General features: G+C 38.0%; 27 protein-coding genes and 1 pseudogene. 27 read left to right on the plus strand and 1 reads right to left on the minus strand.

All coding sequences use genetic code 11. The features are described 5' to 3' along the window. The first annotated feature begins 190 nt into the window (after positions 1 to 190). The 27 genes and pseudogenes from pgeF to C7N65_RS07730 all read left to right on the plus strand — a co-directional run bounded on the left by pgeF (position 191) and on the right by C7N65_RS07730 (position 26,364). Positions 191 to 979, plus strand: a complete 789-nt coding sequence (pgeF, locus tag C7N65_RS07600) for a peptidoglycan editing factor PgeF (RefSeq protein ID WP_105993878.1) — start codon at positions 191 to 193, stop codon at positions 977 to 979. Positions 980 to 997: 18 nt separating this feature from the next. Continuing rightward, a complete protein-coding gene (locus C7N65_RS07605; protein WP_105993879.1) occupies positions 998 to 1,672 on the plus strand; it encodes a YggS family pyridoxal phosphate-dependent enzyme in 675 nt (224 codons plus the stop codon). Positions 1,673 to 1,677: 5 nt separating this feature from the next. Beyond that, entirely contained in the window at positions 1,678 to 2,286 is a 609-nt protein-coding gene (locus C7N65_RS07610) for a cell division protein SepF (protein ID WP_105993880.1), read from the plus strand. An 11-nt stretch (positions 2,287 to 2,297) separates the two neighbouring features. Then, positions 2,298 to 2,591, plus strand: a complete 294-nt coding sequence (locus tag C7N65_RS07615; protein ID WP_105993881.1) for a YggT family protein — start codon at positions 2,298 to 2,300, stop codon at positions 2,589 to 2,591. 124 nt (positions 2,592 to 2,715) lie between these two features. Then, complete coding sequence (locus tag C7N65_RS07620; protein ID WP_105993882.1) at positions 2,716 to 3,441, plus strand: RNA-binding protein; 726 nt, start codon at positions 2,716 to 2,718, stop codon at positions 3,439 to 3,441. 26 nt (positions 3,442 to 3,467) lie between these two features. Then, entirely contained in the window at positions 3,468 to 4,085 is a 618-nt protein-coding gene (locus C7N65_RS07625; protein WP_105993883.1) for a DivIVA domain-containing protein, read from the plus strand. A 234-nt stretch (positions 4,086 to 4,319) separates the two neighbouring features. Beyond that, complete coding sequence (gene ileS / locus C7N65_RS07630) at positions 4,320 to 7,067, plus strand: isoleucine--tRNA ligase (RefSeq protein WP_105993884.1); 2,748 nt, start codon at positions 4,320 to 4,322, stop codon at positions 7,065 to 7,067. A 202-nt stretch (positions 7,068 to 7,269) separates the two neighbouring features. Beyond that, positions 7,270 to 8,064, plus strand: coding sequence for a VOC family protein (locus C7N65_RS07635; RefSeq protein ID WP_234019058.1), 795 nt, complete (start codon positions 7,270 to 7,272; stop codon positions 8,062 to 8,064). A gap of 6 nt (positions 8,065 to 8,070) precedes the next feature. Further along, positions 8,071 to 8,556 (plus strand): CHAP domain-containing protein, encoded by a 486-nt coding sequence (locus tag C7N65_RS07640; RefSeq protein WP_105993886.1) that lies wholly within the window; start codon positions 8,071 to 8,073, stop codon positions 8,554 to 8,556. 116 nt (positions 8,557 to 8,672) lie between these two features. Beyond that, positions 8,673 to 9,149, plus strand: coding sequence for a signal peptidase II (gene lspA / locus C7N65_RS07645; protein ID WP_105993887.1), 477 nt, complete (start codon positions 8,673 to 8,675; stop codon positions 9,147 to 9,149). A gap of 17 nt (positions 9,150 to 9,166) precedes the next feature. Further along, positions 9,167 to 10,084, plus strand: coding sequence for an RluA family pseudouridine synthase (locus tag C7N65_RS07650; RefSeq protein ID WP_105993888.1), 918 nt, complete (start codon positions 9,167 to 9,169; stop codon positions 10,082 to 10,084). 209 nt (positions 10,085 to 10,293) lie between these two features. Beyond that, a complete protein-coding gene (locus C7N65_RS07655) occupies positions 10,294 to 11,241 on the plus strand; it encodes an exonuclease domain-containing protein (protein ID WP_105993889.1) in 948 nt (315 codons plus the stop codon). Then, positions 11,234 to 11,653, plus strand: coding sequence for a hypothetical protein (locus C7N65_RS07660; RefSeq protein ID WP_105993890.1), 420 nt, complete (start codon positions 11,234 to 11,236; stop codon positions 11,651 to 11,653). The genes C7N65_RS07655 and C7N65_RS07660 overlap by 8 nt, the downstream gene beginning before the upstream one ends. 411 nt (positions 11,654 to 12,064) lie before the next feature. Then, positions 12,065 to 12,592, plus strand: coding sequence for a bifunctional pyr operon transcriptional regulator/uracil phosphoribosyltransferase PyrR (pyrR, locus tag C7N65_RS07665; protein ID WP_105993891.1), 528 nt, complete (start codon positions 12,065 to 12,067; stop codon positions 12,590 to 12,592). Between the two features lie 225 nt (positions 12,593 to 12,817). After that, positions 12,818 to 14,119 (plus strand): uracil-xanthine permease family protein, encoded by a 1,302-nt coding sequence (locus C7N65_RS07670; RefSeq protein WP_105993906.1) that lies wholly within the window; start codon positions 12,818 to 12,820, stop codon positions 14,117 to 14,119. Positions 14,120 to 14,149: 30 nt separating this feature from the next. Continuing rightward, entirely contained in the window at positions 14,150 to 15,058 is a 909-nt protein-coding gene (locus tag C7N65_RS07675; RefSeq protein WP_105993892.1) for an aspartate carbamoyltransferase catalytic subunit, read from the plus strand. Next, positions 15,045 to 16,316 carry a dihydroorotase gene (locus C7N65_RS07680; RefSeq protein WP_105993893.1) on the plus strand — a complete coding sequence of 424 codons (1,272 nt, stop codon included), beginning with the start codon at positions 15,045 to 15,047 and terminating at the stop codon, positions 16,314 to 16,316. The genes C7N65_RS07675 and C7N65_RS07680 overlap by 14 nt, the downstream gene beginning before the upstream one ends. Before the next feature lie 6 nt (positions 16,317 to 16,322). Further along, positions 16,323 to 17,423: a carbamoyl phosphate synthase small subunit gene (locus C7N65_RS07685; protein WP_105993894.1), complete on the plus strand. Its 1,101-nt coding sequence runs from the start codon at positions 16,323 to 16,325 to the stop codon at positions 17,421 to 17,423. Beyond that, positions 17,416 to 20,589, plus strand: a complete 3,174-nt coding sequence (carB, locus tag C7N65_RS07690) for a carbamoyl-phosphate synthase large subunit (RefSeq protein WP_105993895.1) — start codon at positions 17,416 to 17,418, stop codon at positions 20,587 to 20,589. Before C7N65_RS07685 ends, carB begins: the two co-directional genes overlap by 8 nt. 103 nt (positions 20,590 to 20,692) lie before the next feature. Further along, positions 20,693 to 21,457 (plus strand): dihydroorotate dehydrogenase electron transfer subunit, encoded by a 765-nt coding sequence (locus tag C7N65_RS07695; protein WP_105993896.1) that lies wholly within the window; start codon positions 20,693 to 20,695, stop codon positions 21,455 to 21,457. Further along, positions 21,454 to 22,371 (plus strand): dihydroorotate dehydrogenase, encoded by a 918-nt coding sequence (locus C7N65_RS07700; RefSeq protein WP_105993897.1) that lies wholly within the window; start codon positions 21,454 to 21,456, stop codon positions 22,369 to 22,371. Before C7N65_RS07695 ends, C7N65_RS07700 begins: the two co-directional genes overlap by 4 nt. Beyond that, positions 22,371 to 23,075 (plus strand): orotidine-5'-phosphate decarboxylase, encoded by a 705-nt coding sequence (gene pyrF, locus C7N65_RS07705; protein WP_105993898.1) that lies wholly within the window; start codon positions 22,371 to 22,373, stop codon positions 23,073 to 23,075. Before C7N65_RS07700 ends, pyrF begins: the two co-directional genes overlap by 1 nt. A 1-nt stretch (position 23,076) precedes the next feature. Beyond that, positions 23,077 to 23,688, plus strand: a complete 612-nt coding sequence (pyrE, locus tag C7N65_RS07710) for an orotate phosphoribosyltransferase (RefSeq protein WP_105993899.1) — start codon at positions 23,077 to 23,079, stop codon at positions 23,686 to 23,688. A 26-nt stretch (positions 23,689 to 23,714) separates the two neighbouring features. Beyond that, positions 23,715 to 23,906, plus strand: a complete 192-nt coding sequence (locus C7N65_RS07715) for a hypothetical protein (protein WP_105993900.1) — start codon at positions 23,715 to 23,717, stop codon at positions 23,904 to 23,906. Positions 23,907 to 24,198: 292 nt separating this feature from the next. Further along, entirely contained in the window at positions 24,199 to 24,600 is a 402-nt protein-coding gene (locus C7N65_RS07720) for a VOC family protein (protein ID WP_105993901.1), read from the plus strand. A 242-nt stretch (positions 24,601 to 24,842) separates the two neighbouring features. Then, positions 24,843 to 25,485: pseudogene (locus C7N65_RS07725) on the plus strand (polysaccharide biosynthesis tyrosine autokinase). 111 nt (positions 25,486 to 25,596) lie between these two features. Further along, positions 25,597 to 26,364 carry a tyrosine-protein phosphatase gene (locus C7N65_RS07730; RefSeq protein ID WP_105993902.1) on the plus strand — a complete coding sequence of 256 codons (768 nt, stop codon included), beginning with the start codon at positions 25,597 to 25,599 and terminating at the stop codon, positions 26,362 to 26,364. 43 nt (positions 26,365 to 26,407) lie between these two features. On the opposite strand, the gene C7N65_RS07735 is transcribed toward C7N65_RS07730, so the two are convergent. Beyond that, positions 26,408 to 26,776: NFACT RNA binding domain-containing protein (locus C7N65_RS07735; protein WP_158698109.1), on the minus strand; the 369-nt coding region annotated here is incomplete at its 5' end.

Consider the following 26,776-nt stretch of genomic DNA (forward strand, 5'->3'; position numbering starts at 1 on the left):
ATAGTATCACGCAAGATTAGATGCAACAGGTCATCGAGTGGTCTAGTGAGAACAATAATCTAAAGTGTCATCAGATCGGATGGATCTGGTGACACTTTTTATATATTTGAATTTTGAGTGTGTAAGTCTTACTATTAAGTTGATAAGGTACGTAAGTATAGCATCTATATAATAAACAGGAGAGATAGTTATGCCAGAGAAATTTGCGAAGCAATCACATTACTTAGAACATACTGACGCAAAGTCAGATCAAATTACATTGGGATTTACGACAAGAGAAGATGGACAAAGTCCATATCCCAGCAATGCTTTTAATATGGCATTATATATCGACGACAAGGCTGAAAATGTACATGCGCATCAGCAGACACTTGCACAAGCCATCGGCTATGACAGAAAGCAATGGGTCTTCCCAATACAAACGCATGGCAATCATGTCGTTGAAGTGACAACAAAAGATGCGAATACGAACATTGATACATTAACAGATGCTCTGCACGGTGTAGATGGGCTTTATACGTATGATTCAAACTTGCTGCTGACAATGTGCTATGCAGATTGTGTGCCTGTTTATTTTTACAGCACAAAGCATCATTTTATTGGTCTTGCTCATGCAGGATGGAAAGGGACTGTCGGACGTATTTCTGAGGAAATACTTAAACAAATTGATTTTGATTTAGCAGACTTGAAAGTAGTCATCGGTCCCGCAACATCGAATAGTTATGAAATTAATGATGATATCAAAGCACAGTTTGAAGCACTGCCTGTGGATGCAAGAGCGTTTATCGAAACACGCGGAAGCGATCGACACGGAATTGATTTAAAAGAGGCCAATCGCCGATTATTAATTCAAGCAGGTGTACCTGAAGCAAATATTGATGTGACAGAATATGCGACATCTGAAAACTTAGACTTATTCTTTTCATATAGGGTGGAGAAGAGTAAGACTGGCCGGATGTTAGCATTTATTGGACAGTAGAAGTAAGGAGTAATTGAAATGAATGTGAAACAAAATCTAGAACAAATCAACGACCATATTACAAAAAGTTTGGAAAAAGCAAATCGTACTGCCAGACCTAACGTGATTGCTGTAACAAAATATGTTACAATAGAGCGAGCTAAAGAAGCATATGATGCCGGTATCAGACACTTCGGTGAGAATCGTTTAGAAGGTTTCCAAGAGAAACATGAAGCTTTGCCGGATGACGCTGTTATGCACTTTATCGGCACTTTGCAATCACGTAAAGTGAAAGAAGTTATTGATGACATCGACTATTTGCACGCATTAGATCGCAAAAGCTTAGCGAAAGAGATTAATAAACGTGCATCACATGTTGTGAAATGTTTTGTTCAAGTGAATGTTTCAGAAGAAGAAAGCAAACATGGTCTTGCGTTAGAAGAAGTGGATGCTTTCATCGAATGGCTTGAACAATATGAAAACATTAAAGTCGTAGGTCTGATGACAATGGCACCTTATACTGATGACGAATCAGAAATCAGAGATATTTTTGAAAAACTTAGAAATAAACGCGATGAAATCAAAGCGAAAAACTTAGACTATGCGCCGTGCACTGAATTATCTATGGGCATGAGCAATGATTATGAAATTGCTGCAGAAGAGGGCGCAACTTTTGTACGAATCGGTACTAAATTAGTAGGAAAAGAGGAGTGAGCCACTTGGCTTTAAAAGACCTATTTAGCAATTTTTTTGTGATAGAAGAGGAAGAAGAAGTTGCTGATCATCAGCAGCAAAACAGAAACAGAGTACAAGCTGAACCAGAGCCTGAGCCGCAACCAGAACAACCTTCTCAAAGTCAGCATACATCACCGCAACAAAACAATAATTACTATAATGAAAGACAGCGTGCAATTAAGACTGTCCCGAAACGTCAAACGCAAGGTAAAAGATTGCAGTCGTCTTCCAACGAAAGGAAGTATCATATGGCTAATCAAACATCCAATGATTCTGCTAGAAATGTCGTGAATATGAACGCAGCGAACTTGCACGAAAGTTCAAAAATGTGTTTATTCGAGCCACGCGTGTTCTCAGATACGCAAGATATTGCGGATGAGTTGAAAAACAGACGTGCCACACTTGTGAACTTGCAGCGTATTGATAACGTATCCGCAAAAAGAATTATCGATTTCTTAAGCGGTACAGTTTATGCAATCGGCGGGGATATTCAACGTGTAGGTAATGATATCTTCTTATGTACACCGGATAATGTAGAAGTTGCCGGCAGTATTACAGAAGACTTAGACACGTCAGAATTTGATTATGAATGAGGTAAACGTCTATGAGTTTAGTTGGATTTTTAAGTCTTGTATTTAGTGTGATAGAGATATTGCTTACGGTATATTATTGGGGTATGATTATCTACTTCTTTATGTCATGGATTCCAAATGCACAAGGTTCAGCCTTCGGCAGATTCCTGCATAAAATCTACGAACCGTTTTTAGCACCGTTTCGTAAAATCATACCGCCGATCGGTATGATTGATATTTCAAGTATCGCAGCAATTTTTGTCCTTATTTTCTTCCAAAAAGGACTTCATGCTATATTCGTGTTGATTTTACAACAATTAGCTTAATATCATTTCTAAAAAGGTACGCCAAGCTTCAAACGACTAGGCTTACCTTTTTTATTTTGTAAAGAGGTGAATAGACATAGATATCTATCAGCATTTCAGAAAAGAAGAACAACCGATAATTACCATGTTAATCGATAAAGTACAACAAGCCGAGCGCAACTATGCGCCGGTACTGACACATTTTCTAGATCCGCGCGCACAATATATTTTAGAGGTTATTGTAGGCAGTTATGATGACCTGCATGTCACCTTTAATGGCGGGCAGCCTTCAAGCGAACGCAAGCGTGCTGTGATTGCGCCGGATTATTTCACACCGGCAGAAGAAGACTTTGAGCTGGTGCTGCTTGATTTAGAATATCCTGAAAAGTTCGCGACAATCGACCACCGCAATGTGTTAGGTACGTTGATGTCTTTAAGTATTGAAAGAGATCAGTTGGGCGATATTATTGTAGGCGATAAAATTCAGTTTATTTTGACAAAGAATATTAAATCGTATATAATGTTGGAATTAAAGCGAATCAAGGGTGTTCCGGTCAAACTGCATGAAGTTCCACTAGAAGATATGATACAATCAAAAGAGAATTGGACTTTACATCAAGCTACTGTCAGTGCAATGCGTTTAGATGTTGTACTGAAGGAAATGATTCGTAAATCACGTTCAATTGCGAAACAATATATTGAAAAGAAACGTATCAAAGTGAATCATACAATTATTGAACGTCCAGATTTCCAACTTGAACCTGGAGATTTGCTGTCGATACAAGGACATGGCCGTGCGAGAGTGACTGAAATCGGTCATAAAACAAAGAAAGACAAACTGCGCATAGTATATGAAACTTTATTCAAATAGTGTATGATTAAGGAGGACAATATAAGATGTCTTTTACACCGAACGAAATTAAAAACAAAGAATTTTCAAAAACTAAGAATGGCCTGGAACCAACAGAAGTCGCTGATTATTTAAGCCAGCTTAGCCAAGAAATTGAACATTTAAAAGAACAAAAGAAACAATTGGAAACAGTTGTTGAAGAAAAAGAAAACAACTTAAAAGCTTACAAAGAAGTACAACAATCTGTAAGCGATGCTTTAGTACAAGCACAAACTGCAAGCCAAGAAACAAAAGCAGCAGCAACGAAAGAAGCTGAAGCGATTGTAGCAAAAGCAAAAGCTGAAGCAGATCGTATTGTAAACGATGGTGTGGAAAAAGCAAGAAGACTTTCATTCCAAACAGAAGATATGAAACGTCAATCTAAAATTTTCCGTTCTCGTTTCCGTATGCTGGTTGAAGCTCAGTTGGATTTATTGAAAAATGATGATTGGGATTATTTATTAAACTATGACTTGGATGCACAACAAGTGACAGAAGAAAACTTCCAGCATCTGCATCAAAATGATGTAACTGAACAAGAAAAGCAGCAAGCACAAGCACAAAAAGCGGAAGCCCAAGAAGGCAGCGAACCAGCACAAGAAGCGAAAGATAAAGAAAATAAATAACAAACAAAGTCATGAGACAGACGCGTAAGAATTAAGTCGCATATTAACATAACAGCGAGTTAGGGATGGTGTGAGCCTAATATATGTTTAATTCTTATATCACTGTCTTATTCAACATTATATTAGTAAGAATTAAGAGAACTCTAAGTTGAGTTAATCAGGGTGGTACCGCGGTTGTTCGTCCCTGTTAATTGAACTTAGAGTTCTTTTTTATATTTTAAGGAGTGAAAATTAATGAACTACAAAGACACGCTACTAATGCCGAAAACAGACTTCCCAATGCGAGGGGGATTACCTAAGAAAGAACCAGAAATTCAAAAACAATGGGACGAACAAGATTTATATCACAAAATCTTAGAGAAAAACAAGGGAAATGAAACTTATATTTTACATGACGGACCGCCATATGCGAATGGTAACTTGCACATGGGTCATGCCTTAAATAAAATTTTAAAAGACTTCATTGTACGTTATAAATCAATGCAAGGTTATTATTCACCATATGTTCCTGGTTGGGATACACATGGTTTGCCGATTGAACAAGCGTTAACAAAAAAAGGTGTTAAACGTAAAGAAATGCCTGTTTCTGAATTCCGTGAATTATGTAAGGAATTCGCTTTAGAACAAATCGAACTTCAAAAGAAAGACTTCAAACGTTTAGGTGTGAATGGCGACTTTAACGATCCATACATCACTTTAAAACCTGAATATGAAGCTGCACAAATCCGTTTATTCGGTGAAATGGCAGATAAAGGTTTAATTTACAAAGGTAAAAAACCAGTTTACTGGTCACCTTCAAGTGAATCTTCATTAGCTGAAGCAGAAATCGAATATCATGATAAACGTTCACCATCTATCTACGTTGCTTTCGATGTAAAAGATGGCAAAGGCGTTGTAGATGAAGATGCGAAATTCATCATCTGGACTACTACTCCTTGGACATTACCTTCAAACGTTGCGATTACTGTACACCCTGACTTGAAATACGGTCAATATAATGTGAACGGTGAAAAATACGTTGTCGGTGCAGACTTAGTTGAAGAAGTTGCAGAAGAACTAGGTTGGGATAAAGATGCCATTGAATTAGAAAAAACATTCACTGGTAAAGAATTAGAATATGTGGAAACACAACATCCGTTTATCGATCGTGTTTCTTTAGTTATCAACGGCTTGCACGTAACAACTGATGCTGGTACAGGTTGTGTTCATACTGCTCCTGGACACGGGGAAGATGACTATATCGTAGGTCAAAAATATGGCTTGCCTGTAATCAGTCCTTTAGATGATAAAGGGGTCTTCACTGAAGAAGGCGGACAATTCGAAGGTATGTTCTATGACAAAGCCAACAAAGCAGTTACTGACTTGCTTAAAGAAAATGGTTCATTATTGAAATTACAATTCATCACACATAGTTACCCTCATGACTGGCGTACGAAAAAACCTGTTATCTTCCGTGCGACTCCGCAATGGTTCGCATCTATCAGTAAAGTGCGTCAAGATATCTTAGATGCTATCGAAGATACACACTTCAAAGTAGATTGGGGTAAAACACGTATCTATAACATGATCCGCGACCGCGGTGAGTGGGTAATTTCACGTCAACGTGTATGGGGTGTGCCATTACCAGTATTTTACGCAGAAAACGGCGACATCATCATGGACAAAGAAATCATCTACCATATCGCAGACTTATTTGAAAAATATGGTTCAAATGTATGGTTCGACCGTGATGCAAAAGATTTATTGCCTGAAGGTTACACACATCCAAGCAGTCCGAACGGCGAATTCACAAAAGAAGAAGATATCATGGACGTATGGTTCGACTCAGGTTCATCACACCGCGGTGTATTAGAAACACGTCCGGAATTATCATTCCCAGCTGACCTTTACTTAGAAGGCAGTGACCAATATCGTGGTTGGTTCAACTCTTCTATCACAACTGCAGTTGCGACACGCGGCCAATCACCTTATAAATTCTTATTATCTCACGGTTTCGTAATGGACGGAGAAGGTAAGAAAATGAGTAAATCATTAGGCAACGTTATCGTTCCTGATCAAATCGTAAAACAAAAAGGTGCAGATATCGCACGTCTATGGGTAAGCAGTGTAGACTACTTAGCTGACGTTCGTATCTCTGATGAAATCTTAAAACAAACAGCAGATGTTTATCGTAAAATCCGTAACACATTACGTTTCATGTTAGGTAACGTCAATGACTTCAATCCGAATACAGATGCATTGCCTGAATCTGAATTATTAGAAGTCGACCGTTATTTATTGAATCGTTTACGCGAATTCACAGCAAACATCATTAAACATTATGATAACTTCGACTACTTAAACATCTATCAAGAAGTTCAAAACTTCATCAATGTTGAGTTAAGTAACTTCTACTTAGATTATGGTAAAGATATCTTGTACATTGAAAAACAAGATTCACCTAAACGCCGCAGCATGCAGACGGTGTTATACCAAATCTTAGTCGACATGACAAAATTATTAGCACCTATCTTAGCACTTACTGCTGAAGAAGTTTGGTCTTATATCCCTCATGTTGAAGAAGAAAGTGTACACTTAGCTAACATGCCTAAAGTTGTTGAACCAGACGCAGAATTATTAGAAAAATGGAATGCATTTATGAAATTACGCGATGATGTTAACCGTGCTTTAGAAAGTGCACGTAACGACAAAGTTATCGGTAAATCATTAGAAGCTAAAGTGATCATCGGAAACAATGAACACTTTGATGCGAAAGCCTTCTTAAAAGACTTCGAAAACTTGCATCAATTATTCATCGTGTCTCAAGTTGAAGTTGAGGACAAAGTTGAAGATGGTACTGAATACTATCACGGTGACATCAAAGTCGTACACGCTGATGGTGAAAAATGTGAAAGATGCTGGAACTACAGCACTGAACTGGGTTCAGCAAATGGTTTAGATCATCTTTGCCCACGCTGCCAAGGCGTTGTAGCTTCACTTTAATAGTGCAGGCATTAGTTAAATAGTACTTGCAGTATACACTCTAAAAGCGCTCTGTTAATTCAGAGTGCTTTTTTGGTGCGTACAACTTTTTTTATAAGCGATTTTTTGAGCCAATCATAAGTAATTCAGATTAAAACTCGTTATAATGGAGATTACCCTTATTGAACGTCAATTTGAAAATAGACAGAAAGGAGCGGCGAAATTGAGTCAATATCGAGTGAAAAATTACGTCAACGGTGTGACCTTGAATGTCAGAGATAAAGAAGCGTTAAAATCTTTCTATGAAGACCTTTTAGGTTTTAATGTGATGAATGAGACGTATACTTCTATACAATATGAAGTAGGAGATTCTGGTCACCGTATTACATTGCGTCAATTAGATAATGGGAGAGAACCATTGGTGTCTGAAGCAGGACTATTCCATATCGGTATTCGTTTAGGTTCGCATTCTGAATTAGCGGATTTAATGGCGCATCTTACAGAAAATAATATTGTGCTGAACGGGGCAGAACATGATGTCAGTACTTCACTATACTTCAGCGATCCAGAAGGCAACGGCTTTGAATTTTATGCGGATGCGCCAGAAGAAACGTGGGAATTTGATAAAGAAAATCGTGTAATTATGGATACACGCCATTTATATGCATCTAAATTAATGAATCTGCGCAGTAAACAAGGTTGGCAAGGTATGCCGTCAGACAGTCAAATCGGGAATATTCATTTAAAGACGGTACGTTTATCTGAAGTCAAAGACTATTATTTAAAACATTTTGGTTTAGAAGAATCATCTTATGTTAATAAAACTTCATTGTTTATGTCTACAGACGGTTATCATCATAACTTAGCAGTCAATCATTGGATGTCGAGCATGCAGCGGATGGAAAGTGATGATACTTATGGCTTGGCACTGGTAGATTATCATTATCCGGCTACTACACATAAATGGTTGAAAGGACCAGACGGCATAGAATTTCGATTTAATTATCTAGGAGTTTGATAACGATTGAAGAAACTAATCTCAGCAGGTGCACTGCTGGTTGTACTTGGAGGTGCTGCTTATGTGGCAGTTGACCATCAAGACGACATTGAACACTATATCGAACAAATGAAACCTGACCCAATGGCCTTCAATCCTTATGATAAAGGGCAATGTACTGATTATGTCTTTGAGAAAGTGAAGAAAGACGGCAATATGATCGGCAATAGCTGGGGAGATGCGAAGTATTGGGCTGATAAAGCTGAAGCAGATGACTATCAAGTGAACCAGCAGCCGAAAGTAAAGTCATTAATGCAGTCTCCTAGAGGAGAACAAGGCCATGTAGCTTATATTGAAGCGATTCATGATAATGGTGCATTATATGTGACTGAAATGAATTACGAGGCACCGCACAAAATTACTTCACGTACGATTCAACCTGAACGTGTTCAAGATTATCATTATATTCATCCGAAAAAGAATCCGAAAGCGCAAGATACTAAAGATGTTTAATTGATAATTTTAGTATCTGTTCTACTGGCAATTTGTTATAATATACAATGTTGTTAAGAAGAAGTGTGAAGCAAAGATAAGCGCGTGTTTTTATTGGATGCTTCAAGGAGGAAGACATGAGAAAACCATATTTTATCAGTATCTCATTATTCGTAACACTCGCGATACTGATTTTAGACCAAATAACCAAAGCATTTATTTCTAAAACTATGTCAGTGGGAGATTCTTATTTGGTAATTCCCGGCTTTTTAAATATTACATCACATCGTAATACAGGTGCTGCTTGGGGAATCTTAAGCGGCAAAATGAGTTTCTTTTTTATTGTGACTATTATTGTCTTAGGTCTGTTAATCTTTTTCTACATTAAAGAAGCGAAAGGCAATTTCTGGATGCAAGTTGCGATCAGCTTGTTATTTGCGGGCGCATTAGGCAACTTTATTGATCGTATGAGAAATGGTGAAGTCGTGGACTTCATTGATACGTATATATTCGGTTATGATTTCCCAATCTTTAATGTCGCAGATGCTAGTTTGACAGTAGGTGTAATTTTAATATTAATCTTGATAATCTTTGATTCGAAAAAAGCAAAGTGAAGTAAAGGAGTGTTGAAATGACTCAATTTCATTATCAAATAACAGAAGATGAACATGTTGGTCAGCGTATAGATAAATTCTTACCTGAACAGAACTCAGATTGGTCACGCAGCCAAATCCAAGACTGGATTAAAGAAGATTTGGTGCGTGTGAATAATAAAGTGGTGAAAGCCAATTATAAATTAAGAAAAAATGATGCATTAGAAGTGACTGAGAAAGAAACAGTTGAAGCGGATATCAAACCGGAAAACTTAGAACTTGATATCTATTATGAAGATGAAGACGTTGCGATTGTGTATAAACCTAAAGGTATGGTGGTTCATCCATCACCTGGTCATTATACAGGGACATTAGTGAACGGCTTAATGTATCAAATTAAAGATTTAAGCGGTATTAACGGTGAAATCCGACCTGGTATTGTACACCGTATCGATAAAGACACATCTGGTTTATTGATGGTTGCGAAAAATGATGCGGCTCACCGCGGCCTTGTCGAACAATTAATGGATAAAACCGTAACACGTAAATATACAGCACTTGTTCACGGCAATATCCCGCATGATTACGGTACAATCGACGCACCGATCGGCCGAAACAAAATCGACCGCCAAGCGATGGCAGTCGTTGATGACGGCAAAGATGCGGTTACACATTTTAATGTATTAGAACACTTTAACAATTACACATTAGTAGAATGCGAACTTGAAACAGGACGTACACACCAAATTCGTGTACATATGAAATACATCGGTTATCCATTAGTCGGCGATCCTAAATACGGACCAAAGAAAACAATGGATATCGGCGGTCAAGCCTTACATGCAGGTGTCATTGGCTTCACACACCCAGTAACCGGTGAGTACATCGAACGAAAAGCACCTCTTCCAGATTACTTTGAGGAAATACTTGAAGATATTCGTAAGAGAGAAGCGTAAGTGTTGAGAAATTATTATTTTAGCGTTTTCAATAGTTGAATTACTATTGAAAATGCTATTTTTTTAATTTATTGCAGAAGTATATCAGTTATCCAATGAAAAATCAGAATATTCGAATATAAAACTATCCAATCTACTGATTTTAATATATATTATGTATAGATATAATTGTTTTACATAATCTAATTATAAGAAGTGGAGTGATAATAATGAGAAAATATGAAGTCGCTGTAATTGATTTTGAGACGATGAACACAAGCACAAACAGCCCTTGTGAAGTAGGGATTACATTAATAAATGACTTGCAAATAGTAGGTTCTTACTCTTCATATATTAATCCAAAAAACAATACTTACAATAGTGAAAATGCCAAAGTGCATAAAATTTCCAAAGAAACAATACTAAATGCAAGAGCGTTTGATGTTGTCTATAAAGAAATGGAACCCTATTTAAAAGAGTCGCAAATTATTATTGCTCATAATGCAAATTTTGATATATCTGTTTTAAAGACAACTATGGAAGACTATGATATAAGATTTCCCAATTTTCTCTATGTTGATAGTGTGAATATATTTAGACTTTATTTACATAATCGTTCAGTAAGTATATCTAATTTATGTGATTATTATAATGTTTCTAAGGAAAATTTGCACTCGGCTATAGTTGATACTGAAAAATTAGCAACGCTATTGATTAAATTAGCCTCAGAAAATGAATTTCCGAGTGTTCTCGAAATGCTAATTTCGTCAGGGAATCATTATTTTAAATTTAGCAAAACTGTTAATGCTGTTCGTTCATTTGGTAAACCTTTTTCTTTTCAGAAGGGTGCAAATACTAACAAAATCAAAAGAGTAAAAATAATTAATACTAACAATGAAAATCTATCTGGAAAAAACATAGTGTTTACAGGCTTGTTTGATAGCGGGAAAGAAAAATTGCAAATTAAAGCAAGAGAAAATAATGCCAATGTTTCTAGAAGTGTGAGCAAGAAAACAAATATTTTGGTAGAGGGAGAGCAGGAAGAAAGATACAAGGATGAAAATGGATTGGTTTCTAATCAAAGAAAGGCTAGAGAACTTATAGGAAACGGATTCGATATTAATATTCTCAATGAAATGGAATTTTTACAGTTATTAGGAGAGGACAATCATGGTTAAAAAAGTTATAACAAATACCCATACATTTTTGGTAGAAGAAAAAAATGAAAAAGTTCAAAGTGACGCTATATTTGGAAAATCAGTCTTATTATCGATATATGTTGGCTTTAATAAAAAAAAGAACACTAAAAGCGGCAGTTATTATTTTAGTGATCAAGATATTCGCATTGCTTTAAAAAGTAATGTAATCACTATACAAAATGCTTCGAGTAAAGAAGAAGAGTTGTTTTACTATATAAAGAAAAAGAAAGAAGTTCCCTTCTCAACAACATTTGCACGAAAGTACAACATTGAAAAGTATATAAAGTATTACTTTGTTAAAGAAAAAAACAAGGATCGAGAGGTTGAAGAGGAAAGCTATCCTCATTGTAAAATGTATTATAGTCATGATGTGATATCTAGTATTAAATAATAATCAACAAAATTTTAACATTTGAATGAATTGGTTGATACATCATTTGCTGAATTAATTTTACTTGGTGATTACCCAAAAATTCCTTTGACATTTTGTTAATCTGTGTTAAACTAATTACAGTTTAATAAAGAAATCGTTAGTCTTTAATTGAGGGTACAGAGATGCTCCGAAGACAGGATAATTTTTACCATGTAAACACGATAAGTAAGAATCACTTCAGCGCTTTATTAAGATGTAGTTTTGTATGATTAAGCAATTCACCAACCCTGATTGCCATACAGATTTAATAAAGCAACCGACAAAAGTGTGACTGCAAGTGTTTGAGATAGTTCAATCTCCATGGTCTTCAAGAATCCCGTGTCTCTCAATTGAGACATGGGATTTTTTTATGGAAAGGTGAGTGCGGGAATGACAGAACGTATTGTATTAGATGATGCGGGAATGCAGCGAACTTTAACTCGAATTGCACATGAGATTTTAGAGTATAACCGAGGTACGAAGGATCTTGTTTTGCTGGGTGTGAAAACGCGCGGTGAGTTTTTAGCGAAACGTATCCAAGATAAAATTCAGCAGATTGAAGATACTACAGTACCGACAGGAACTTTAGACATCACGCAATTTCGAGATGATTTAGAATTACCGACACCTAAGATGTCAGAGAAATCATTTGTGATTGATGTTGATATCACAGATAAGGTCGTTATCATTATTGATGATGTGCTGTACACAGGCAGAACTGTACGTGCGTCATTGGATGCAATCTTACTCCATTCTCGACCACAAAAAATCGGATTAGCCACGTTGGTAGATCGCGGACATCGCGAGTTGCCGATACGCGCTGATTTCGTAGGTAAAAATATTCCAACTGCGAAAGACGAAGAAGTTTCAGTCTATGTGGATGAAACGGACGGTCGCAACGCAGTCATAATTGAATAGCTTACCCTTTTAAATCAGTACGAGAGACTGACAAAGGGTTAGATAGGATGGCGTTGTCACTTACAACCAAGCGCACGAGAGGCGCACAACTGTAAGAAACAACTTCTACCGAGGTACATCTGTATCTCAAACCTGACAACAACTTCTTATCTTTCCCCCACAAACGTCTCTTTGCATGCTGATTGCTGTAAAGAGATTTTTTTCATGAAAGGAAGAAAAAGAGAAATGGAAAATGAACAAATGTTTGAGCGAACGGTGAAACCCGTACTAGATGTAAATGAAAAGCCTAAGGCTGGCCAATGGGCATTCTTGAGCTTGCAGCATCTATTCGCAATGTTCGGCGCAACAGTTTTAGTACCATTCTTAACAGGCTTGCCGATATCTGCGGCATTGCTTGCATCAGGAATCGGAACACTGCTTTACATCTTAATCACGAAAGCAATGATTCCAGCGTACTTAGGCTCAAGTTTCGCCTTCATTACACCGATTATCACAGGATTAAGCACACACAGCTTAGGAGACATGTTAGTCGCACTCTTCATGAGCGGCATCATGTACGTCATCATCGGAATCTTAATCAAGTTAAGCGGAATCGGTTGGCTCATGCATTTGCTGCCGCCGGTTGTAGTAGGACCTGTCATCATGGTTATCGGCTTAAGTCTTGCACCGACAGCTGCCAATATGGCAATGTTTGAAAACGCTGGAGATATGAAAGGCTACAACGTCACATATCTGATTGTCGCAATGATTACATTAATTACGACATTAGTGGTTCAAGGCTATATGAAAGGGTTCTTCGCACTGATTCCGGTACTGATCGGAATTATCGTAGGCTACATCGCAGGTATTTGTTTCGGCATTGTAGACTTCAAACCAGTATTGAAAGCATCATGGTTTGACTGGCCGCACATCTATGTACCATTTGTAGATTATCATCCAAGTTTCCACTTCGGTCTGGTGCTCTTAATGTTGCCGATTGTATTTGTCACAGTCAGTGAGCATATCGGACACCAAATGGTTATCAACAAAGTCGTCGGCCGCAACTTCTTCGAAAAACCTGGTCTGCACAGATCAATTATCGGAGACGGTGTATCAACAATGTTTTCAAGTATCATTGGCGGACCGCCAAGCACAACATACGGTGAAAACATCGGCGTTCTTGCCATAACAAAGATATACAGTATCTACGTTATCGGCGGCGCAGCGGTCATCGCAATCATTCTGGCATTTGTCGGAAAGTTCACAGCATTGATTTCATCAATTCCAACGCCTGTTATGGGTGGTGTCTCCATTCTCTTATTCGGAATTATCGCTTCAAGCGGCTTGAGAATGCTGGTTGAAAGCAAGGTAGATTTTTCAGAAAACCGTAACTTAGTAATCACGTCAGTAATTTTAGTAGTGGGCATCGGCAACTTAATGTTCGATATCCACGGCGTAAAAGTTGAAGGTATGGCACTGGCAGCATTGTCAGGCATCGTATTAAATCTAATTTTACCTAAAGCAAAACCGGAAACATCAAATAAATAAACTTTATCCAATTCTTAGGGGGAATTAACAATGAAACAATTAGTATCTATGGAAGACTTAACAAATGAAGAGATTTATTCACTTATCGAAACAGCGATCGAATACAAACAAGGTAAGCAAGTTCATAAACTAAATAATAAATATGTTGCTAACTTATTCTTCGAAAACTCAACGCGTACAAAATGCAGCTTTGAAATGGCAGAACGCCGCTTAGGTATGCAAGAAATTCCATTTGAAACTAGTACTTCATCTGTTAAAAAAGGTGAGTCATTATACGACACATGCAAAACATTAGAAAGTATCGGAGTAGACGCTTTAGTAATCCGTCACCCGCAAAGAGACTACTACAAAGAATTAGAAGGATTGCAAATCCCAGTTATCAACGGTGGAGACGGCAGCGGTCAACACCCGACACAAAGTTTGCTTGATATCATGACAATCTATGAAGAATACAAAAAATTCCAAGGCTTGAACGTGTTAATCTGCGGAGATATCAAAAACTCTCGTGTAGCACGCAGCAACTACCAAGCACTTACAGCATTAGGTGCTAATGTTAAATTCGCAGCACCTGATGAGTGGGTAGACGACTCACTAGATGCTCCTTATGTAAAAATCGATGATGTCATCGATAAAACGGATATTGTAATGTTATTAAGAGTACAACATGAAAGACATGACGGTGAATTAAACTTTGACCCGACTGAATATCATGAAAAATACGGTTTAACTAAAGAAAGATACAACCGCATGAAACCAAAATCAATTGTGATGCACCCAGCACCAGTAAACAGAGGCGTAGAAATCGATACAGAATTAGTAGAAGCGCCGAAATCACGTATTTTCAAACAAATGAAAAACGGCATGTTCTTACGTATGTCAGTCATCAGCCACATTATTGCGGCACAAGAGGAAGGGGTTTTTATAGATGTTGCTAATTAAAAATGCAAAAGTATTAAAAGACGGTGAATTAACAGAAGCTTCTATCTTAGTAGAAGGCGATAAAGTAAAAGAAATCGCACCAAAAATCGAAGTAGGTTCAGAGGTTGAAGTGATCGATGCTAAAGGTCGCTTCGCCGCACCTGGCTTAGTAGATGTGCATGTGCACTTAAGAGAACCAGGCGGTGAACATAAAGAAACAATCGAAACAGGTACAAAAGCAGCGGCACGCGGCGGCTTCACTACAGTTTGCCCAATGCCGAATACACGTCCGGTACCAGATACAGTTGAACATTTAGACAACTTGAATCAATTGATTAAAGATAATGCACGTGTACGTGTATTGCCATATGCTTCAATCACTATCCGACAAGCCGGCAGCGAGCTTGTAGATTTCAAAGGGTTGGCTGATCATGGCGCATTCGCATTCACAGATGACGGTGTAGGGGTACAAACAGCCGGCACAATGTATGAAGCAATGCAGCAAGCAGCAAAATTAAACAAAGCAGTGGTTGCACACTGTGAAGATAACAGCTTAATTTACGGCGGCGCTATGCACGAGGGGAAACGCAGCAAAGAATTAGGTATTCCGGGTATTCCGAATATCTGTGAAGCAGTACAAATTGCACGTGACGTATTATTAGCTGAAGCAGCAGATTGCCACTATCATGTCTGCCACGTGTCAACAAAAGAAAGTGTACGTGCCATTCGCGACGCTAAAGCAGCAGGTATCCATGTCACTGCAGAAGTAACACCGCACCACTTATTAATGACAGAAGACGATGTCCCAGGCGACAACGCAATGTATAAAATGAATCCTCCTTTAAGAAGTAAAGAAGACAGAGATGCACTGATTGAAGGATTGTTAGACGGAACAATTGATTGTATCGCAACAGACCATGCTCCGCATGCAGCAGAAGAAAAAGCACAACCAATGACAAAAGCACCATTCGGTATTGTTGGAAGCGAAACAGCTTTCCCATTACTTTACACACACTTTGTAAAAAATGGCGACTGGTCATTACAGCAATTAGTCGACTACTTAACAATCAAACCTTCACAAATCTTTGACTTGCCATACGGTATCCTAGAAGAAGGCAAAACAGCAGACTTAACATTAATCGATTTAGAAGAAGAAAGAGAAATCAAAGCAGAAGATTTCCATTCAAAAGCAAGCAATACACCATTCATCGGTTATAAAGTATACGGCAACCCAGTATTCACTATGGTAGCTGGAGAAGTGGCATTCAAGGAGGAGTAAACAACCATGTTAGAAAAACGATATCTTGTATTTGAAGACGGTTCAATCTACGAAGGGAGAAAGCTTGGATCAGACAATTTAACAAAAGGTGAAATTGTCTTTAACACAGCAATGACGGGTTATCAGGAAACAATTTCCGACCCGTCATATACTGGACAAATTATTACCTTTACGTATCCGCTGATTGGAAACTATGGCATCAACCGTGATGATTTTGAATCACTTGTACCGAGTTTGAGCGGAGTAGTAGTTAAAGAAGCCAGCACACATCCAAGCAACTTTCGTAAACAAAAGACTTTCAACGACGTATTAGTTCAATATGATATTCCAGGTATTTCAGGTGTAGATACACGCAGTATTACACGAAAAATTCGTGAACACGGTGTCTTAAAAGCTGGTTTTACAGACCATCCTGAAGCAATACCTGAACTCATAGATGAACTCCAACATTTTGAACTCTCTCGTGACGAAGTACCGATGGTATCTACGAAATCACCTTATGTTTCAACAGGATCTGATTTAAGCGTAGTACTTGTTGACTTCGGAAAAAAGCAAAATATCGTTAGAGAACTGAATGCACGCGGATGTAATGTAACAGTCGTACCTTACAATACATCGGCTGACACAATCATCAGCATGTCACCAGATGGTGTCATGCTTTCTAATGGCCCTGGCGACCCTGAAGATGTACCTGAAGCTGTCGAAATGATTAAAGGCATTTTAGGCAAAATCCCATTCTTCGGCATTTGTTTAGGTCATCAGCTTTTCGCCTTATCACAAGGGGCAACAGCCTTTAAAATGAAATTCGGACACCGCGGTGCGAACCACCCGGTCAAAGATTTAGCAACAGGCAAAATTGCTTTAACCAGCCAAAACCATGGTTATGCGATTGATGAAGCCTCAGTTGCACAAACAGATTTAGAAGTGACACATCTTGCTTTGAATGATGGCACAGTAGAAGGATTAAAACATAAAACGCTTCCTGCTTTTTCAGTACAATATCATCCAGAAGCATGCCCAGGACCTACTGATTCAAACTATTTATTTGATCAATTCATTACAATGATGAAGGAATATAAAGAGAAGGAGCGTATTGTTAATGCCTAGAAATAATGACATCCAAACTATTTTAGTAATCGGTTCAGGACCGATTATTATCGGACAAGCCGCAGAGTTCGACTATGCTGGAACACAAGCATGTTTAGCCTTAAAAGAAGAAGGCTACCGCGTTATCTTAGTCAACTCCAACCCAGCTACTATCATGACAGACAAAGAAATCGCAGATAAAGTTTACATTGAACCGTTAACTCATGATTTTATCGCACGTATTATCCGTAAAGAACAACCTGATGCTTTATTACCGACACTGGGCGGACAAACAGGTTTGAATATGGCAATTCAATTGCATGAAAGCGGTGTGCTTGAAGCTAACAATGTACGTTTATTAGGTACAAAATTAACTTCGATTCAACAAGCAGAAGACCGTGAATTATTCAGAAGTTTAATGAACGATTTAGATGTACCAGTACCAGAGAGTGATATCGTGCATACAGTAGAACAAGCCTTTGCCTTTAAAGAACAAGTCGGTTATCCGTTAATCGTACGTCCTGCCTTTACAATGGGCGGAACAGGCGGCGGTATTTGTCATAACGATGAAGAGCTTAAAGAAGTTGTGACGAATGGTTTGCATTATAGTCCGGCAACACAATGTTTGATTGAAAAATCGATTGCGGGCTTTAAAGAAATCGAATATGAAGTAATGCGTGATAAAAATGATAACGCGATTGTAGTCTGCAATATGGAAAATATCGATCCGGTCGGAATTCATACCGGCGACTCGATTGTAGTAGCACCGAGCCAAACTTTAACAGATGTTGAATATCAAATGTTGCGTGATTTATCACTCAAAGTCATTCGTGCATTAGGTATCGAAGGCGGCTGTAACGTACAACTCGCATTAGATCCTTACTCAATGAATTACTACATTATTGAAGTGAACCCGCGTGTGTCACGTTCATCAGCATTAGCGTCTAAAGCAACTGGTTATCCGATTGCGAAATTAGCTGCGAAAATTGCGGTGGGCTTAACTTTAGATGAAATGTTAAACCCAGTCACAGGTACTTCATATGCTGCATTTGAACCCGCATTAGACTATGTCATTTCTAAGATTCCGCGTTTCCCATTCGATAAATTCGAAAAAGGCGAACGTGTCTTAGGTACACAAATGAAAGCAACAGGTGAAGTTATGGCCATCGGCCGTACTTACGAAGAGTCATTATTAAAAGCAATACGCTCATTAGAATATGGTGTCCATCATTTAGGACTGCCGAATGGAGAAAGTTACGATTTAGACTACATAAAAGAACGTATCTTACAGCAAGATGATGAACGTCTCTTCTTTATTGGTGAAGCCATTCGACGCGGTACAACGCTCGAAGAGATTCATGAAATGACAAAAATCGATTACTTCTTCCTTAATAAATTCCAGCATATTATTGATATCGAACGTGAACTTAAAGCACATAAAGGCGATATCGAGTATTTGAAATATGCGAAGGATTACGGCTTCAGCGATAAAGTGATTTCGCACCGATTCGGAATGAAAGAAGAAGACGTTTATCAATTACGCCATGACAACGATATTAAACCAGTATACAAAATGGTAGATACATGTGCTGCGGAATTCGAATCTGCGACACCGTACTACTATGGCACATATGAAAGAGATAATGAGTCAGTTGTTTCAGATAAAGAAAAAGTCATTGTACTTGGATCTGGACCGATTCGTATCGGACAAGGGGTTGAATTCGATTATGCGACAGTGCATGCTGTATGGGCGATTCAAAATGCAGGCTACGAAGCTATTATCGTCAATAATAACCCTGAAACAGTTTCAACCGACTTCTCTATCTCTGACAAACTCTATTTCGAACCTTTAACGGAAGAAGATGTCATGAACATCATCGACCTTGAACAGCCTAAAGGTGTAGTTGTGCAATTCGGCGGTCAAACTGCCATTAACTTAGCAGACAAACTTGCAAGACACGGTGTACAAATCCTAGGAACATCATTAGAGAACTTAAACCGTGCAGAAGACAGAAAAGAATTCGAAGAACTATTGAATGCAATCGATGTACCGCAACCAAAAGGTAAAACAGCAACTTCACCGCAAGAAGCTTTAGACAATGCACGTGAAATCGGTTATCCGGTAGTTGTACGTCCATCTTATGTCTTAGGCGGACGTGCGATGGAAATCGTTTATAATGATACTGAGCTTGAAAATTACATGAGAGAAGCTGTTAAAGCAAGTCCTGAACATCCAGTACTTGTGGACAGATACCTCACAGGTAAAGAAATTGAAGTGGATGCCATTTCAGACGGCGAAACAGTCATTATCCCAGGTATCATGGAACACATTGAAAGAGCTGGTGTTCACTCAGGCGACTCAATTGCGGTTTATCCGCCTCAAACATTGTCTGATGAAGTGATTCAAACTTTAGAAGCTTATACAGTCAAACTTGCGAAAGGGTTAGACATTATCGGATTAATCAACATCCAATTTGTGCTTGCGCATGATGGTGTCTATGTCTTAGAAGTCAACCCAAGATCAAGTCGTACAGTACCATTCTTAAGCAAAATCACAGACATTCCTATGGCACAGCTTGCGATGTGTGCCATCTTAGGAGAAAAATTAAGCGACTTAGGTTATCAACCTGGTCTTCAACCTTACTCAGAAGGTGTGTATGTCAAAGTACCAGTCTTCAGTTTCAATAAATTGAAAAATGTGGATATCACACTCGGACCTGAAATGAAATCTACAGGTGAGGTAATGGGTAAAGACTTAACATTAGAAAAAGCTTTATTCAAAGGTTTGACAGCAAGCGGTGTAGAAGTGAAAGACCATGGCACAGTCTTGATTACTGTTAGTGATAAAGACAAAGATGAAATGGTTAAAATTGCGAAACGCCTCAATGAAGTCGGCTATAAAATTTTAGCGACATCAGGTACAGCACAAAAATTAGCTGACAATGACATCCCAGTTGAAACTGTCGGTAAAATCGGCGGTGAAGATGATTTATTGACACGTATCCAAAACGGAGAAGTGCAAATTGTCATTAACACAATGACAAAAGGGAAAACGATTGAAAGAGACGGCTTCCAAATCAGACGTGCTTCTGTTGAAAACGGTGTGCCATGTCTGACTTCGTTAGATACAGCCAATGCATTGACAAATGTTATTGAAAGCATGACATTTACAATGCGCAGCATGTAGAGCAAACTTGTTTATTTAAGTGAAAGAATCATATATATTTAACTCAATCAAAGATGAATCATACTAAAGAGAAGCCATTCAATATTTAAAGGAGGATTAAGCGGTGGAACAAAATATTATCGTATCAAACAAAGAAATTGCTGACCGCATTTTTGAAATTAAAGTAAAAGGACCTGTGACAAGCAAGATGACACAACCTGGGCAGTTCGTTCATATCAAAGTAGGTGAAGGATCATTGCACATGTTGAGAAGACCGATTTCAATTTGCCATATCGAACCTGAAATCGACACATTTACGATGTTGTACCGTGCAGAAGGTGCAGGAACACAGCGTCTTTCACAAATGCGTGAAAATGATGCGATTGATATTATCGCACCTTTAGGCAATGGTTTCCCTGTCGAAAAAGCAGAGCGCAAAGCTTTGCTTGTCGGCGGCGGTATTGGTGTTCCTCCTCTTTATGAGTTATCTAAACAATTAAATCGACAAGGCATTGAAACAGTGCATGTGCTTGGTTTCAGAAGCAAAAAAGATGTGTTTTACGCAGATGAATTTGCACAACTCGGCGAAACACATATTGTGACAGAAGACGGCACAATGGGTTCAAAAGGTTTCGTAACGAATGTGATTTCTGAACTTCCGGTTGATTACGATGTGTATTACACATGCGGTCCTAAACCTATGTTAAAAGCGATTAAAGAACATGAAAAGCTACAAGATGTTGAAGGTTTTATTTCACTTGAAGAACGTATGGGCTGCGGTATCGGTGCATGTTATGCATGTGTGTGCCATACGCCTGAATCTGAAACAAGTTATGTCAAAGTATGTACAGACGGACCTGTATTTGAGAAAGGAGCAGTCATCCTATGAGTCGATTAAATGTTGAAATCCCTGGTTTAGATTTAAAGAATCCGATTATGCCTGCAAGCGGTTGTTTTGCGTTCGGTGCTGAATTCAGCCAATTCTACGACTTGAGTGAATTAGGCGCGATTATGATTAAAGCCGCAACAAAAGAAGCACGTTACGGTAATGAAACACCTCGTGTCGCAGAAACAGACAGCGGTATGATTAATGCGATCGGTCTGCAAAACCCGGGCGTGCATCATATTTTAGAACATGAATTAAAAGCATTAGAACAATATGATGTACCGATTATCGCTAACGTAGCGGGTTCAAAAGAAGAAGACTATGTCTATGTAGCAGAGCATATTTCAAAAGCACCGAATGTAAAAGCGTTGGAATTAAACATCTCATGTCCGAACGTTAAAGAAGGCGGCATGCAGTTCGGAGTTGATCCTAAAGTTGCGGCTGAACTTACACGCAAAGTTAAAGCTGTATCAGAAGTACCGGTTTATGTGAAGCTCTCACCAAATGTTACAGATATTGTAGAAATGGCGAAAGCTATCGCAGAATATGCGGATGGATTAACAATGATCAATACTTTGGTCGGTCTTCGAATCGATGCGAAAACAGGACGCCCGATTATCGCAAATACTGTCGGCGGATTAAGCGGTCCAGCAATTAAACCAGTCGCTATGCGTATGGTTTATCAAGTAAGACAAGCAGTAGATATTCCGATTATTGCAATGGGCGGTGTTCAAAACGCGCAAGATGTTATAGACTATATTTCAGTGGGTGCGAATGCAGTGGCAGTCGGAACAGCAAACTTCCAAAATCCGATGGTTTGCAAGGAAATTATTGATGAACTGCTTGCATTGCTCGACGAACTTGGTGTAAACCATATCAATGAATTGTACAAAAGGACTTTTGAGGTGACAAAATAATGGCAAATCGTAATTTACCTTTACCGATTATCGCATTAGACTTTGCGACGGCTGAGGAAGTAGAACATTTCTTAGATTTATTTGATGAACCTTTATACATCAAAATCGGGATGGAGCTTTACTATCAAACAGGACCAGAACTCATTAACAAAATCAAGTCACGCGGTCATGACATTTTCTTAGACTTGAAATTGCATGATATTCCGAACACAGTGAAACAAGCAATGGCAGGTTTAGGCCGCTTGAACGTTGATTTAGTAAACGTACACGCAGCGGGCGGTACAGAAATGATGCGCCAAGCTGTTGAAGGTTTGCGCAGTGTCAATAAAGACACGAAGATTATTGCGGTAACGCAATTAACTTCTACTACAGAAGAAATGCTGCATAAAGAGCAGAATATCCAAACTTCTATTGAAGAAGCGGTATTAAATTATGCACGTTTAACAAAAGAAGCAGGACTTGACGGTGTCGTATGTTCACCATTAGAAGCAGAGTTGCTGACAAAAGAATTAGGTTCAGATTTCTTGAAAGTCACACCTGGTATCCGTCCTGCACATTATGCACAAGATGATCAAAAACGTATTACAACACCAGATAAAGCACGTGAAATGGGTTCAACACACATTGTCGTAGGACGTCCGATCACACAAAGTGATAATCCGGTAGAAAGTTATCATCATATTAAAGAAAGTTGGTTAGGTTAAGATGTCTAAAAAAATTGCACAATCATTATTAGATATTGGTGCTGTAGCATTGTCACCAAATGATTTATTTACATGGAGTTCAGGAATTAAATCTCCGATTTATTGCGATAACCGTGTTACATTAGCGTATCCTAAAGTACGTAATGAAATCCGCGATGGCTTAATCGCATTAATTCAAGAACACTTCAGTGATGCAGAAATCGTATCTGGAACTGCGACAGCGGGCATTCCACATGCAGCATTCATCTCTGAAAAATTAGATATGCCGATGAGCTATGTACGTTCTAAAAGTAAAAGCCATGGTAAACAAAACCAAATCGAAGGTGCACAAAGCAACGGTAAAAAAATCGTAGTCGTTGAAGATTTGATTTCAACAGGCGGCTCTTCTTTAGTCGCAGCTGAAGCATTAAGAGAAGCAGGCGCTGAAGTAGTTGGCGTTGTTGCGATTTTTACTTACGGTTTAGCTAAAGCAGATAAAATGTTCAAAGATGCTGATATTCCATTCTATACATTAAGTGATTACAATGAATTAATCGAAGTGGCTAAAGAACAAGGTAAAATTTCTGAATCAGATATTCAGTCTTTAGTTGAATGGAGAGATAATTTAGCATAAGATAGAATTGGATGGAGGGATGGACCATGTCCGATTCGAATACACAAACTTCACAACGACCGTTTGCGCATTTAAACAAATTCCTTAACGCAAACGAAGATTACCGCGAAAGCCATGACAGCCATGATGCAGATGAAAATCAATGGTTATCGAATGAACAAGAGAAAAATATATTTAAAAAATGCAAAACCGATATAAAAGAGAAAGGCTATATTTAATCTATAGCGCAAAAAAGTCCGTAAATCATAAGCACTGATGAGCAGTGAAGCGATTTACGGACTTTTTAAATTAACGTAAATAAATTCTAATGAAAATATAGCCGATAATCATAATTGCGAAAAACGCAAGAATAGGTAAGACAAAATGAGACATAAATAAGTACCTCCAATCAATTGATGCGCATGTTGCGTAAATTACTTATCAATTTTGAATATACGTATTATACTATGAATAGCGTCATACATATACTGAAAGGGCTTTTCAGTATGAGAACAAACAGGAGGGGATAGTGTGCATATACCAAAAGTCACAACGTTTTTAATGTTTAATAATGAAGCTGAAGAAGCAATTGAACTGTATACCTCATTGTTTGAGGACAGTGAAGTCTTATCGATGGTGAAGTATGATGAGTTTGGAAGCGGAGAAGCAGGTGCTGTTCAACACGCCATCTTTCGTTTAAAAGACCAAGTACTTATGGCTATTGATAATTCAAATGGGACTGAGATTCCTATGAATCCAGCCATTTCTTTATTCGTGACTGTAGATAATGCAATGGAAATGGAACGATTATACAGCGGTCTTAAAAAAGGCGGCGCAATCTTAATGGCTAAATCAGAACTTGGCCCATATCGTGAATTTGCATGGGTACAAGATCGTTTCGGTGTTAATTTCCAACTTGCTTTAATGGATTAATAGAATTATTTGAAATAGGGCAGCTCATCAATGTGATGGGTTGCTTTTTTACTGTCAAATGATTAAGTGCTACTTAATTTACTTTTATAGTAAGTTTTACCATAAAAAATTTTTATACAGACAATTACTTTTGATTAGTTCTATCTCTGAAATACCACTCGTGATATAATTGGCAATGATTATCTATCGGACAATTAAATTTAATACGATTTAAAACAACTCAGACCTAAAAGGAGTCAAATATGTTCAGAAAAAAGAAGAAGCACTATCCTACTAATTCATTAGTCACAAAAGATAACGACAAAAATTACATAAGCGAACAATTTAAAAGTATTCGCTCAAATCTTTTATTCTCTAGTATCGATCATGATATACAATCCATCGTTGTGACATCAGAAAAACCAGAAGCAGGCAAAAGTACAATAGCAGCGAATCTCGCAGTTGTCTATGCACAAGCAGGCTATCATACTTTATTGCTAGATGGGGACATGAGAAAGCCGACACAGCACTATCATTTTAAAACAGACAATCAATTAAGCAATCACAAAGACAGAAGTAGAAGGATTGGATTTAATGACCTCTGGTCCTACGCCGCCTAATCCATCAGAACTGATCGTTTCTCAACGCTTTAAAAATCTCCATCATACACTCAACGATTATTATGACTTCGTTATCATCGATACACCGCCTGTAAACAGTGTGACAGATGCACAAATATTTTCTGAAATTGCAGGTAATGCAGTATTAGTTGTAGATGTGGAAAATAACAATACCAAAGAAATCAAAAGAGGCAAAGCATTAATTGAAAAATCAGGTGCTAAGATATTGGGTGTGATATTAAATAAAGTCGTACCAGAAGACTTGTCTTATTCTAAATATTATTAAGGCAAGAGTCTTGGTTATTAATTGAGGGGTGCAAAGCAGTCATATTATAATAGAAGTAATAAGTGGCACGTAATAAAAAGAGGGTGCTATACAACATGGAGATGAACACCGATGATAGACATGCATAACCATATATTAATCAAAGCAGATGACGGACCTCAAAATAAAGCAGAAGCTATCCAATTATTAAGCCAAGCAAAAGATGAAGGTGTAACAGGAATTATTGCGACACCACATTATACGTCAGCTTATAACAATACTTTCGATAAAGTTAAGTTGAAAGTAAAAGAATTATGTAAATTAAAAGAAGTGAAAGCATTAGGAATAGAAATTTATCCGGGACAAGAAGTAAGAATATCAGATCATGTTTTAGATGATTTGAAATCTGGTAAAGTCAGAGGACTCAATGGTTCAAATTATTTGTTGATTGAGTTTCCTCCGAATGAAGTACCAGAATATACAAAACAACTTTTTAAAGTATTACTGAGAGAAGGTTATACACCAATCATTGCACATCCTGAACGTAATAGTGCAATAATGAAAGATATGAGCCTCTTGTATGAATTAGTAAGTGAAGGGGCATTAAGCCAAATCACTTCCGCATCATTAGGCGGCTATTTCGGCAAAGGATTACAACTCGCTTCCATTGAAATGATTCGTTCTAATCTTACACATTTCATTGCTTCAGATGCCCATCAATATGATTATCGACCATTCATCTTAAATGGATTGTTTGAAGAAACAGGTTTAGAACCTATTCATCCTACTATTAAAGCATTGATTGAAAATGCGGATGCGATAGTGAGTAACCATGCTATTAATCGTAACACTCCTAAATTACCAACATATTCTAAAGAATTGAAAGCTTATTTGTTTTAATGAAAAACCAGTCGATGTCAGTTTTAACATCGACTGGTTATTTTTATTTTATCTTCACTTTTTCTGCTTCACTCTTCATAGACTGAATGTGGTCATAGTCAGGTGTTGCATAGAGTGTTTTTTGATTGTCGTATGTCACAAATCCTGGTTTAGCACCAGAAGGTTTGTGGACGTTGCGGATTTCTGTATAATCTACTGGGATTTGACCAGAGCTGCCGGCTTTTGAGAAGTAGGCAGATAACATTGCGGCTTCTTCGATTGTTTTATCGCTAGGTTCATCTTCAAAGATAACGACATGTGATCCTGGGATATCTTTGGTATGGAACCATAGATGATGCTTACGTGCTTTTTTGTTAGTCAGATAGTCGTTTTGTTTATTATTTTTACCCACATAGATTGTTGCGCCATCAGT

The organism is Staphylococcus simulans (assembly GCF_002994445.1).
In the GTDB taxonomy this organism is placed as follows: Bacteria; Bacillota; Bacilli; order Staphylococcales; family Staphylococcaceae; genus Staphylococcus; species Staphylococcus simulans_B.